This window comes from Actinomadura fulvescens, from assembly GCF_039533225.1.
Classification (GTDB): domain Bacteria; phylum Actinomycetota; class Actinomycetes; order Streptosporangiales; family Streptosporangiaceae; genus Spirillospora; species Spirillospora fulvescens.
This window is the reverse complement of the sequence record NZ_BAAATD010000008.1, coordinates 401,754-414,221: the sequence shown is the minus strand read 5'-3', so window position 1 is coordinate 414,221 and position 12,468 is coordinate 401,754. Positions and strand designations below refer to the sequence as shown.

The 12,468-nt window shown below is 69.4% G+C and carries 9 protein-coding genes; 6 read left to right on the top strand and 3 right to left on the bottom strand.

Annotated elements, in window-relative coordinates:
* Positions 1-47: 47 nt before the first annotated feature.
* The 3 genes from ABD333_RS29630 to ABD333_RS29620 are packed head-to-tail and all read right to left on the bottom strand — an operon-like array spanning position 48 to position 2,810.
* Positions 48-815 carry an FAD:protein FMN transferase gene (locus tag ABD333_RS29630; protein ID WP_344545808.1) on the bottom strand — a complete coding sequence of 256 codons (768 nt, stop codon included), beginning with the start codon at positions 813-815 and terminating at the stop codon, positions 48-50.
* Positions 816-838: 23 nt separating this feature from the next.
* A complete protein-coding gene (locus tag ABD333_RS29625; RefSeq protein WP_344545807.1) occupies positions 839-1,357 on the bottom strand; it encodes an FMN-binding protein in 519 nt (172 codons plus the stop codon).
* A 13-nt stretch (positions 1,358-1,370) separates the two neighbouring features.
* Entirely contained in the window at positions 1,371-2,810 is a 1,440-nt protein-coding gene (locus tag ABD333_RS29620; RefSeq protein ID WP_344545806.1) for a ferredoxin reductase family protein, read from the bottom strand.
* Between the two features lie 387 nt (positions 2,811-3,197).
* Between ABD333_RS29620 and ABD333_RS29615 the strand changes: the two genes are divergently transcribed.
* The 6 genes from ABD333_RS29615 (at position 3,198) to ABD333_RS29590 (ending at position 12,463) form a co-directional block, all read left to right on the top strand.
* Entirely contained in the window at positions 3,198-4,343 is a 1,146-nt protein-coding gene (locus tag ABD333_RS29615; protein WP_344545805.1) for a serine hydrolase domain-containing protein, read from the top strand.
* Between the two features lie 74 nt (positions 4,344-4,417).
* Positions 4,418-6,088, top strand: a complete 1,671-nt coding sequence (locus tag ABD333_RS29610; protein ID WP_344545804.1) for a glycoside hydrolase family 13 protein — start codon at positions 4,418-4,420, stop codon at positions 6,086-6,088.
* On the top strand, positions 6,085-7,740 hold the full coding sequence (locus ABD333_RS29605; RefSeq protein WP_344545803.1) for a sugar ABC transporter substrate-binding protein: 1,656 nt from the start codon (positions 6,085-6,087) through the stop codon (positions 7,738-7,740). Before ABD333_RS29610 ends, ABD333_RS29605 begins: the two co-directional genes overlap by 4 nt.
* A 117-nt stretch (positions 7,741-7,857) precedes the next feature.
* Positions 7,858-9,831, top strand: a complete 1,974-nt coding sequence (locus tag ABD333_RS29600; RefSeq protein ID WP_344545802.1) for a condensation domain-containing protein — start codon at positions 7,858-7,860, stop codon at positions 9,829-9,831.
* Positions 9,828-10,640 (top strand): thioesterase II family protein, encoded by an 813-nt coding sequence (locus tag ABD333_RS29595; protein WP_344545801.1) that lies wholly within the window; start codon positions 9,828-9,830, stop codon positions 10,638-10,640. The genes ABD333_RS29600 and ABD333_RS29595 overlap by 4 nt, the downstream gene beginning before the upstream one ends.
* A complete protein-coding gene (locus tag ABD333_RS29590) occupies positions 10,637-12,463 on the top strand; it encodes a non-ribosomal peptide synthetase (RefSeq protein ID WP_344545800.1) in 1,827 nt (608 codons plus the stop codon). The genes ABD333_RS29595 and ABD333_RS29590 overlap by 4 nt, the downstream gene beginning before the upstream one ends.
* Positions 12,464-12,468: the final 5 nt, after the last annotated feature.

Here is a 12,468-nt window from a genome sequence, read left to right as displayed (position 1 = left end):
TGGCCGTGCCGGGTTCGTGCGATACCCAGACTCTGCCAGCGGACAGCTCAACTTGTCAAGACAAACTTTTTTGTCGGCGGCCGCGCCGCTGTGGCGATGGGGAGATGATCGGAGTGATAGGCGTGGCCGTCGCGGGTTATGGCGGCGGACTCGTAGCCGGCCTCGGCGAGGCGGGCCAGCCAGAGAAGCCCCTTCGCCCCCATCGCCATGGCTGAGGTGGCGTACGCGTCGGCCAGGGAGAGGTCGGGGCCGGTAACGGTGACCGAACGAAGGGCCTGTACGGGTTCGCCGGAATGCGGGTCGAACACGTGGAGGCCGCGTTCGTAAGTCCCGGACGTGGCGACGGCCAGATCGGTGCCGCTCAGCACCCAGGCCACCTTGTCGGGCTCCCAGGGATGGCGAATCCCGAAACGCCACGGACGGCCGGGTTCGGGGTTGCCGCGGCTGCGGATGTCACCGCCCGCGTTAATGCAGTGGTTGTGAGAGCCCGCCTGCGTTAGGCGCGCCGACGCGACCTCTACCGACCAGCCCTTGACGTAGCCGGAAGGGTCGAGGCGCCCGGCGGCCCTGTCGTCGAAGTAGCCGTCGGTCTCGCGCCGAAGGGACGCGCAGGCGTCCAACACGGCGCGCATGTCGGCCGAGCACTGGCCGATGGTCAGTTCGCCTCGGTCGAGCCGGTTGACCTCGCTGTCGGCTTTGTAGGTGCTGAAGCGCCGGTCGACTTCGTGCAGCCAGGCGCACGTCTCGTCGATCAGCCGGGTGAGGGTGTGGCGCGGGAGAGCGTCGGCGATGTCGATGCTGACCGCCGTGCCCATGACCTCCTCGACGTGCCGCATGGTCAGGCCCTTGCCGCGGTGACCGCCGACTGCAGCGACGCGGCGAACGAACCGCTGGTGAACGTCGCGCCCGAGACCGCGTCGACGCGCGCGCTCTGAGCGCTCAGAGCCGCTTGCCGTAGCAACGGGATGGCACGCCCGTTGACCTGCGCCGTCATGGCCGGGGTCGTGGCGTGCTTGGCGGCGAGGTCCGTGATTCGCCCTCCGGCCACGCGGATGGTGACCTGGATGGGGCCGTACTGGTTGCGCACGGTGTTGCCACGGAACACGCCGTCCCTCAGGCCGTTGGCGGCTCGGGCTGGACCGTTGCCAGAGGAGCCGTTGCCGTTCTTGGGTGGGGCGCTGCCGCCGGCGTCCGGTCCGGGCGAGCTGGAGGCCGACGAGCCGGCGGGCGCGAGGTCCCCCGTCTCGCCGGCGGTCTGGCCGGTCGCCGCGGAACGGGCGTCCGCTCCGTACTTGGCGGCGAGGAGCAGGGCGGCGCCGCTCAGTGTGCCGGCGATGGCCGCGGTGGTTCGACGCATCACGTTCCTCGTTTCAGAACTCGAACGGGTCAAGGTGGATCTGGCGGCGGCGCACCCGGAGGCGGCGCAGGGTCGCGACCGCCGCTTCGACCATCCCGGGCGGGCCGCACACGTACACGTCCCGGTGACGAACGTCGGGGACCAGCTCCCGAAGCCCTCCGGGCGTGAAGAGGCTCTGCGGGCCGGGTTCGTGCCGAGAACCCAGCACGTAGCGCAGGTCGTGCCCGTGCCGCTGCGCCAGGCTGCGCAGTTCGTCGCGGAAGACGATGTCGTCGGCGTCCGAGGCCCGGTAGATGACCACGCTGCCGTTCGGCAGTTCCTCCAGCAGCGCGCGGATCGGGGCGATGCCGCTCCCGCCTGCGATCAGCAATGCGCGTTGACGCGTGCGGTGCCCGGCGGTGAACGTCCCGGACGGGCCGGAGGCGAGTACCCGGGTGCCCGGCCGCAGGTAGCGCATCTCTGTCGTGTGGCGGCCGACTGCGTTGACGGTTAGCCGCAGCCACTGGTCGTTAGGGCTGGCCGACAGTGAGAACGGATGGGACTGCCACCAACCCCCGCCGGCCAGGAACCGCCAGCGGAAGTACTGCCCGGCCTCTGCCTCAAGCCGGTCTAGGCGACGCCCGCCTATGTAGACCGAGAACATCGTCTCCGATTCGGGCACGACATCGATGACCTCGAAGCGGTGCCGCACGTTCAGCCACAGCGGCTCGACCACGCGGCCCCAGAAGAGACAAGCGATGACCAAGGCGTACAGGCTCATCCAGTACCAGCGCGCGAACCCTCCCTCGGCGAGCTCGGCCCCGGCGAACTGGTGCCCGTAACCCAGGATCAGCACCGCGTACGTGGTCAGGTGCAGCCAGTGCCACAGCTCGTACGGCATGCGACGGCGAACGGACCGGATCGCCAGCATGCTGACGGCCACCATGATTCCCGTGGCCGCGTACGCACCGACCATCCCGTCGACGGTGTTGAACAGCGTGACCGTCTGGTCGACGACCGTGACGCCGGCGCTCATCGCGTACCCGACCGTGATGTACGCGGCGTGCGCCAGCACCGACAGCAGCAGGTAGACGCCCACCTGGCGATGCCAGCGCATCAGGTCGTGGCCGCCGATCCAGTTCTCCAGCCAGGCGACGCGGCTCATCATCAGGACCTGCGCCAGGAGCAGGTACCCGCCGATCAGTCCGGTGACCCGCCCGCCGGCCGTGACGAGCTCGGGCGTGCCACTGAGTGTGCTGCGCGGCGTACCGAACATCCACAGCGCGACGCTGGTGGCCAGCGTCGCCCAGAACAGCAGCACCACCAGAAGCTTGTTGCCGGCGGTCTTCGTAGCCGGCGTTCCGAACCGTTGCTCCGGAACCGGCATCTCCGGAACCGGCATGCCCGGAACCGGCATGCCCGAGGCCCGGCCGGCGGACGCCTTGTCATCCCGGTCGCCATCCGGCGTGCCCATGGGCCATGGTGGTTCGGGGGCAGCACGTACGGCGGTCTGGCGCTGGTCCCAATTGGCGCCGTACGTCTCGGTGGCGGTGGTGGGGACCGTATTTCCTGCTTGCACACGATCCTCCGCGAGGTTCCGGGGGTATGCGCGGTCTTGGCTCAGCCCGAACCGGTCGGCTCGGTCCTAGCCGGTCGTCGGCCTGTCGTACGCACGACCCCGAACGTTTGGTTCACCCGACCGATCGCGAGCGAACGACATCCACCAGGGGCGCCATGGTGACGGCAGCTCGGCTCACCTCAGCGTCCGTCCGCGGTACGAGGTGAACGGTGGCTCTCGCGGGTGAAGCGCGTTCGACACCGCGATCCCTAGCGTCGTGGTTCCACGATCAAGGGAGTACACGTGATCGAGCACAAGCGTGCGCTGGGCGGCGCGCTGGCCGTGGCGGCGGGCGTCACGATGACGGGCGGGCTGCCGGGCAACGCGCACGCCACCACCGACCACCCCCGGCTGCGCGAACTCCTGCACCGGCTGACCACGGTCGACGGCGGGCCGGGAGCGCTGGTCGAAACGCGGAACAGGCACCGCACCCTGGCGCTGACCAGCGGGGTCGCGGATGTGAAGAGCCGAGCTCCGATACGTCCCGACAGCAGGTTCCGGATCGGCAGCATGACCAAGCCGTTCGTGGCGACGGTCGTGCTCCAGCTGGTGGGAGAGCGCCGTGTCGTCCTCGACGCCCCGGTGGAGCGCTATCTGCCCGGCGTCGTCCGCGGCCACAACGACGGACGCATGATCACCGTCCGCCAGCTGCTCCAGCACACCAGCGGCCTGCCCGACTTCCTCACCTACCTCAAGCCTCAGGACGTGCTCAAGGACGCGCTGGCCCACCACGACATCCGCGACCTGGTGAAGATCGCGCTCGCGCACCCTCCGACGTTCAAACCCGGCACCGGCTGGCGCTACTCCAACACCGGCTACCTGCTGGCGGGCATGCTCATCGAGAAGGTGACCGGCCACACCTACGGCGAGGAGATCCGCCGGCGCGTCATCAGGCCGCTCGGCCTGCGCGAGACCTCCATGCCAGGCGACTCCCCGGTGATCCCCGGACCGCATCCGCGCGGGTACGCACGACCGGGCAAGGACGCGCCGCTCATGGACATCACCGCGGTCAACCCCTCGGTCGCGGGCCCGGCGGGCGAGGTCATCTCCAGCGGCAGCGACCTCAACCGGTTCCTGGGCGCGCTCGTCCGCGGCAGGCTGCTGCGCCCGGCCCAGCTCCGGGAGATGATGAGGACCCACCCGACCGGCGACCGGGACGGCCGCGCGTACGGCCTGGGCCTGGAGAGCAGGCCACTCCCCTGCGGCGGCCTCTACTGGGGTCACACCGGCGACTTCATCGGATTCGAAACCATGGGCGGCGCCACAACCGACGGCAGGCAGGCGGCGGTCATGGTGAACCTCGGCCCAGGCGGACCGGACGCGCAGAGCAACGACATAAAGGCCACCGTCGAAACCGCCCTTTGCGCAGGCGACCGTAATCACAAATAACGCGCACGCTGGGCGCTTGCATATAGATTCTTCTTCGCATTCATCCATGGCTCACGGCGGGATCAGTGGCGCGCATGCGGAGATCCTTGGAAGAGCGAACCGGTGCGGTGCGCGCGGCGGCCGATCATCGTCCCTGGTGGCGGAGCGCCGTGTTCTACCAGGTGTACATCCGGAGTTTCGCCGACGGTGACGGGGACGGGCTCGGAGACCTGCGGGGACTGCGCAACCGGCTCGGATATCTGCGCGACCTCGGCGTGGACGCGTTGTGGATCAACCCCTGGTACGTCTCGCCGATGATCGACGGCGGCTATGACATCGCCGACTACCGCGACATCGATCCCTCGCTCGGCACGTTGCCCGAGGCCGAGGCCTTCATCGGGGAGGCGCATGCCGCGGGGCTGCGCGTGATCATCGACGTCGTTCCCAATCACTGCTCGTCGGCACATCCATGGTTCACGGCGGCCCTCGCCGCGGGGCCCGGCTCCCCGGAGCGGGAGCGCTTCTGGTTCCGGCCCGGACGCGGCCCCGGCGGGGCGGAGCCGCCGAACGATTGGCGAGCGACGTTCGGCGGCCCCGCGTGGACCAGAACGACCGAGCCCGACGGGACGCCCGGCGAGTGGTATCTGCACTTGTTCGATCCATCCCAGCCCGACTGGAACTGGAACCATCCGGACGTCAGAGCGGAGTTCGAGTCCATTCTGCGTTTCTGGCTCGACCGCGGGGTCGACGGCTTCCGCATCGATGTGGCGGATCTCCTCGTCAAGAATCCGGACTTGCCGGACCTGAGCGGCTGGCCCGACCCGGCACGGCCACCTGACCGCGATCAGCCGGGAGTCCATGAAATCTATCGCTCGTGGCGGGCGATCCTGGACTCCTATCCCGGCGAGCGGCTCTTCGTGGGCGAGGTCTGGGTCGCCGACCCTGACCGGTTCACCGACTATCTGCGGGCGGACGAGCTCCACACGGCGTTCAATTTCAATTTCCTGCGCTGTGGATGGGGCCCGGCCGAGATGCGTTCGGTCATCGACAGCACCTTGTCCACGCATTCGCTGGTGGGTGCTCCTCCCACGTGGGTTCTGTCCAACCATGACGTGATCCGCCATGTGACCCGCTATGGACGGGATGACACGCGATACGGCGAGCAGCGGCTCCTTGGCCTGCCCGTTGATTTGGAATTGGGAACGCGACGGGCACGTGCCGCGATTCTGCTGCTGTGCGCTCTTCCCGGTGGGGTCTACGTCTACCAGGGGGACGAGCTCGGGCTTTGGGAGGTAGAAGACATCCCACTTGCCCTGCGACAGGATCCGACCTTGCGCGGTACCAGCGGAGCCGACCCTGGGCGAGACGGTTCGCGGGTCCCCCTTCCCTGGGAGGGGTCAGTCCCCCCTTTTGGTTTCTCCGATTCCACGGCCTCCTGGCTTCCGCAGCCGGCGGAATGGCGGAGCCTCACCGTCGCCGAGCAGAACGCCGACCCCCGTTCCCACCTGAGCCTTTACCGGTCGCTGCTCAAACTCAGACGAACCCTCCCGGAGCTCAGCGAAAGCCCGGTCGAATGGCTCACGGCTCCCCAGGACGCATTGGTCTTCGCGCGTGGAACGGGTTTCGCATGTGCGGTCAACTTCTCCTCAGAACCGATGGCGTTGCCCGCGCACACGACCGTGCTGATCGCGAGCGGACCGCTGGCCGGGGGCATGCTGCCCGCGGACACGGCCGTGTGGCTCCGTACCTCGGACACCGATCCGTGATCGTGCTCTTTCCCGCCTTCACGACCGACTGGGGCAATGTACCCGCGTGGCTGTCGGCGGTGGGCACTCTTTTCGCCTTGCTGTTCGCCGCGGTCGCGGTTGTGGTCTCGCGCCGGACGTACCAGATCGAGTCCGACCGCGACCGTGTCAACGAGGAGGCCCGCCGGGCGGCGGCCGAGTTCGACCACCGCGCGCAAGCCGCGCTCGTCTCGGCGTGGTGGGGCGAGAACGATCGGGACGGAAGGCTCGGAGCCTTCGTCCGCAACGCCTCCAACGCCCCCGTCTACCAGGCCTATCTCACCGTCATGGAGCGCGATGGCGACTCCGAGGGCGTCAAGCTGCACGCCCACGTCCTGCCACCTGGGGAGCACCCTCGGTTCTTCCCCGTCGACCCTGCCATGATCAGCGGTGGACGGACGCCCGGCCATCAGAGCGCCTACCGCGTGCGGCTCTGCTTCACCGACGCCGCGGGCGTGCGCTGGATGCGCAACCAGTTCGGGCAGCTGACCAAGCTGGGCCCGAGCCTGCGCATCATGGCCGACCAGCTGCGCGCGGACACCTTCTCGCAATTCGATGAGGACTTCCAGGCCACCTATGGGGTCCACGTCGACTACGCCGTGACGCCGGCCGGGTACTCCCAGCAGGACTACACCAGGGAGGCGCAGGCATCGGGCGCCGCCGACGCGCTGATCGCTCCGAACGACTGGATCGGCGACCTGGCCCGCAGAGGCATCATCGAGCCGACCACCCTGTCCGCCGACCACCGCTCGGCCTTCCCCGACTGGACGTTGAAGGCGCTGACCATGCACGGTCGGCTCTACGGGCTTCCCATGACCGTCGACACGGTCGCGCTGATCCGCAACACCGACCTGGCACCGGCCGAGCCCGCGACCCTGGACGAACTGATCTCCGCCGGGGAAGCGCTCCGCGCCGGCGGACGCGCGACCCACGTGTGCTCCCTCCGCGTCGGCGAAGGTGGCGACCCCTTTCAGCTCTGGCCGCTCTTCGCCAGCGCCGGCGGACGGCTCTTCGGCCGTGACCAGGACGGCGAATGGGATCGCGGCGAGGTGGCCCTGGCCGACGAGGGATCGGTCGCCGCGTTCGAACGGCTGCGTGAGCTGGGCGAGGCGGGTGCCGGGATCCTGCGGCGGGCGACCGGACGCGAAGACTCGTTCAAACTGTTCACCTCCTGCCGGACCGCCTTTCTGATCACCACGACCGACGGGTTGCTGGCCGCCCGGCAGGCCGGTGTCCCGTTCGCGGTCAGCCCCGTACCGCCGTTCGCGGACGGGATCGACGCGACCACGTTCTCGCTCGTCCGCGGTCTCCTCATGACCAGAAGCGGCCCGAACAAGACCATCGCTCACGACCTCTTCGCCGACTACCTCACCCAGCCGCGCGTTCTGGATTCCCTCGCCAGGAATCTCGTGAGCCCTGTGGCCATCCGGACGAACGCGGCTCACGACGCCTGGATCGAGTACTACCGCCGACTGTGCGACACGGGCATGATCATGCCGACGTTCCCGGAGATGGAACGGGTCTGGCGGATCACGGGACGGGCGCAGGCCGCGGTCATCGCCGGCGCCCCCGCCCGCGCGACCGCGGAACAGGCGGCCGAAGCGGTGGCCTCCTTGTTCGTTCCGCGTCCATAAGGCGCCAGGTGGCGGCGCGATCCGGCCGTAAAGCGACTCTTGACAGGTGTCACTATCGGGGTACGGTCAGGTTGATCAGAAAGACACGCGGCTTGCTCTCCGGCGGGAAATGCGCTCGTGCGGGAAAATCGGGAACTGCCTCTTTCTCCGGCCCAGCAACGTCTCTGGTTTCTTGAGCAACTGGCTCCCGGAGGCACGCAGTACAACGTCTTCCAAGCCTACGAACTGTCCGGGCCGCTGGACGCCGACGCCCTTCGCAGAGCGCTCGGCGCGCTCGCCGACCGGCACGACGCGCTCCGCATGACCTTCCCCGCCGAGGCCGGGAGCCCCGCGGTCAGGCTCGATGAGCCGCCCATCACCTTCCACCTGGAACGTACGGACCTCACGAAGCCGCACACGCCGCAGGCGCAGGCGCAGGACGTGGCGGACACGCCGGAGACGCAGGACGCGGCGGACGGGGCCGACGCGGCGGAGCAGAGCGCGGACGCGGCGGAGCAGAGCCTTGCCGAGCTCGCCTCCCAGTGGTCGCAGCGGCCCTACGACCTCGCGCGGGACCGGCTCATGCGCGCTCACCTGGTGCGCCTCAGCCCGGACCGGCACATCCTGATGCTGGGCTTCCACCACATCATCATCGACGGATGGTCCGCACCGATCATCGACGAGGAGCTGAGCGTGCTCTACGCCGCGGAGGCCGCCGGCCACCGCGCCGAGCTGCCGCCGTTGAAGTCCGGCTACGCCGACTACGCGCGCTGGCAGAACGAGAAGCTCCGCTCACCAGAGGCGGAGCGTCACCTGGCCTATTGGCGAGAACGACTGTCGGGTGCCCCGCCACTGGCCACCCTGCCAGCCGATCGGCCCCGGCCTCCCGTTCAGCGGTTCCGGGGAGCGGATTTTTCCGTTCGGTTGCCCGACGACGTGGCCGCCTCGATAGGCGATCTGGCCCGCGCCAACCGCGCGACCCCGTTCATGGTCGCCCTGACCGCTTTCACCGTGCTGCTGGCCCGCTACGCGCGCGCCGATGACGTCGTCGTCGGCGTCGTCGAGGCCGGGCGGTCGCGACCGGAGTTCGCGTCCACGGTGGGGTTCTTCGTGCAGACGCTGCCCATCCGGCTGGACCTGTCGGGCGATCCGAGTTTCCTGGACGCGCTCGCCGGCACCCGCGAGGCGCTGTTCGGCGCGTACGAACACGACCTGCTCTCGTTCGACATGCTCGTCGATCACTTGCGGCTCGAACGCGACCTCTCCTACACCCCGCTCGTTCAGGTGATCTTCCAGCTCCTCTACCTGCCGCCGCTCGGGAGCACGACGCGCTGGCACGACCTCGACGTGACGCGCTGGGGAGAGGGCGTCACCCAGAAATCGACGCGCTTCGACCTTGAGCTGCACCTGATGGAGGACGGCAGCGAGGGCTTCGGCCTTGAGGTCTGCTACAACGTGGACCTGTTCGATCACGACACCGTCCGTGGTGTCGTGGACGACTACGTCTCGTTGCTGCGTGCCGTATGCGGAGCGCCCGGGCGTTCTGTTTCGGAGCTGACCGCTCGTGTGGCGGGGCCGCAGGGCCGGACGCGCGTGTCGATACGCGACGATGACGGCGTTCCGTTGCCCCGGGGCGCGCTCGGCCGGCTTTGGCTGGACGACGCCGGAATCGATACCGGTCATCTGGCCCGGATACGTCCGGACGGCACGGTGGAGCACCATGGGCCGTACGAGAGCGAACTACGAGTGCGCGGCTGCCGTGTCGCGGCTCGCGTCATCGAGGACGTGCTGAGCAGCGTTCCCGAAGTGGCCTCCGCCCGGGTGCGCAACGACCCGTCCGGCTCCGGTCTCGCCGCCAAGCTGGTCCCGGCGCCGAGGAGCCCGGAGCAGGCGTTGCCGAGTGACGCCGAGATGCGCCGGCGGCTCCGGAAGCTGCTGCCGGCCTTCCTGATCCCCACGTCGTACGAGTGGGAGCGCAACGACTTCGAGCAGGCGCGCGACCGGGCCGACGACTTCGGGCAGGCGCGCGAACGAGCCGACGACGGCCAGCAGGCGCCCGAGCCGGTCGTCATCGTCGTCACTCAGGACGAGTTCCGGGACGACTGCTCGTGACGGCTCGGGAATCGGAGTGGTTCTGGACGCCTCGGCGACGCCCCGGGGCCGCGCTGCGCGTGATGTGCTTTCCCCACGCCGGTGCGGACGCACCCGCCTTCCTCGCACTCGCCGACGGCCTCCCGGACGACATCGAGGTACGGGCACTGCGCATGCCGACGCGGGGCACCGTGCGCACAAGCCCGACTCTCGCCGGTCTCACGGCCGGGGCCGCCGCGGCGTTGGCGAACGTCGAGCCTCCGTACGCGGTACTCGGGCAGAGTCTCGGCGGACTGATCGCCTTTGAGACGGCGCGGATCACCGCGGCGCCACGGTCGCCGGTCGCGTTCGTGACGCTGTCGACGCAGCCTCCTCAGCGGTTCGCGTCGGTGCTTGAGGAGATGCTCGCGGCGGGACGGCCCTCGGCCGACGGCGCCGCACCGGGTCCTCTCCAGTTCCTGCTGTCCTATGTCGAAGACAGCGACCCGGAGATGAAGGCCGCCCTCGACGATCCGATGGTGCGGCGGATCGTGATCCGCGACATCTGGGCCGACGTCACGCTCTTCCGGGGCTACCGGCCGGCCGCCGTTCCCCGCCTGGAGTGTCCCGTGCACGCGCTGGTCGGCGCGGACGACCCGTCCGCCCAAGGTGTGGACATGGCGCTGTGGGAGCGCCATACGACCGGTCCGGTCACCGTGACCACTCTGGACACCGGTCATTTCATGCTCCAGACCGCGCTGCCGGAGGTCGTCCGTCAGATCGTCCGAGCCCTCGCGGCGTGGCGTGGCGCCACGAGCGTGCACACGGATCGTCCCCGGGAGGAACGATGACACCTGACTCGGAAATCGGCCGCATCCTCGTACGGCACGCCGACCTGGCGCCTGACCGGCCCGCGGTCATCTCGCCGGAGGGCACGTTGACCTACGGCGGCCTGTCCGCGCGTGCCGAGCGCTACCGGCAAGCGATGGACTCCGCCGGCCTGCGCCGCGGAGACGTCGTCGCCCTGACCCTCCCGGACGGACCCGACGCGATCGCCGCGCTGGTCGCCGCGTTCAGCGCGGGCCTGGCCTTCGTCTGGCTGGACGAGGACCAGCCCGAAGCCCGCCACCAGCTGATCCTGCGTGATTGCTGCCCGGTTGGCCTCATCACCCACGGCACCGGTCTGGCAATGGCGGGTTGCCCCGTCGCCGTAGCCGTGGCAGGAGACACCGCCGAGGTCAGGGCTGAGGTCGGCGCCGACCGTTCCCCGACCGTCCCCCCGGACACCAGTTGCCTGATCTACACCTCCGGCTCCACGGGCAAGCCGAAGGGCATCGCCCAGCGCAGCGGCAACCTCATGCACTTCGCGCACTGGCTGGCCCGGCACACCGGGATCGGGCCCACATCCCGGATGCTGCAATGGGCAAGGCTCAGCTACGACGCCAGCTACCTGGAGATCCTGGGCGTCCTGGAAGCGGGAGCCGCCCTGGTCATCCCGCCCCCGAGGGACAAGCCGGACGGAACGCGGGTCCGCGAGTGGGTCACCGACCACGCGGTCAGCCACATCTTCACCGTTCCGACGCTGATCCGCCGCCTGCTGCTCGCGCGGGAAGAGGCCGCCGACAAGCCCGCCGAGCACGTAGAGGCCGTCAGCCTGTACGGGGAGCCTCTGCACAGTTCGCTGGTGTCCCGCGTACGTGCCCACTTTCCCGCCGCGCAGGTCTACAACCTGTACGGCCCCGCCGAGTCGGCGGTCGCGACGTTCCATCCCGTTCCTGGCGACTGCGACGGTGAAGTGCCCATCGGCGCCGACATCGAGGGCATCCAGACGCTGCTGCGAGACCGGGACGGCAGGCCGGTGCCGGACGGCCAGGAAGGCGAGGTCTGGCTGCGCAGCCGGTTCCTCGCACACGGCTATGTGGGACGGCCCGAGGAGACCCAAGCCGCGTTCCTTCCTCCGGAGGCGGCGCTCCCGGACGCGGGGGATCGCCCGGAACGGATCTACCGGACCGGCGACCTGGCCCGGCGGCTGCCCGACGGGACGCTGCTGTTCCTCGGCCGCCGCGACCACCAGGTGAAGATCCGCGGCGCGCGGGTGGAGCTCGCCGAGATCGAAGCGGCCCTGTTCGACGAGCCGAACGTGGCGCAGGCCTGCGTCGGCGTCTTCACCGACGAGTCCGGCACCACGCATCCGGTCGCCTACCTCGAACCCCGGCCCGGTGCCACCGTCGAGGTCGGGCCCTTGCACCGCAAGCTGACCACCACGTTGCCCGCGTACATGGTACCGGCCGCCTACATCCTCATCGACGGTCTGCCGACGACGACCACAGGAAAGGTCGACCGGAAACGCCTCCCCGACCCCAGGCCGTACCTGGGCGTCCCGGCCACGGATGCCAAGCGGACCGTGCCGCTCGACGGCCCGGACGCGTTCACCACCGAAACCGAACGAGGCCTGGCCGACATCTGGCGACGGGTCCTCAAAATCGACGAACTGGGCCCCGACGACGACTTCTTCGCCCTCAAGGGCCACTCGCTCCTCGCCGTACGCATCACGGCCGCCATCATCGAGGAGTTCGGCGTGGAGATCCCGGTGCGCGCGGTCTTCGAGTACCCCACCGTCTCCGAACTGGCCGCCCACATCGACGAGACCACCGAACCACCAAGACAACCCTGACCACG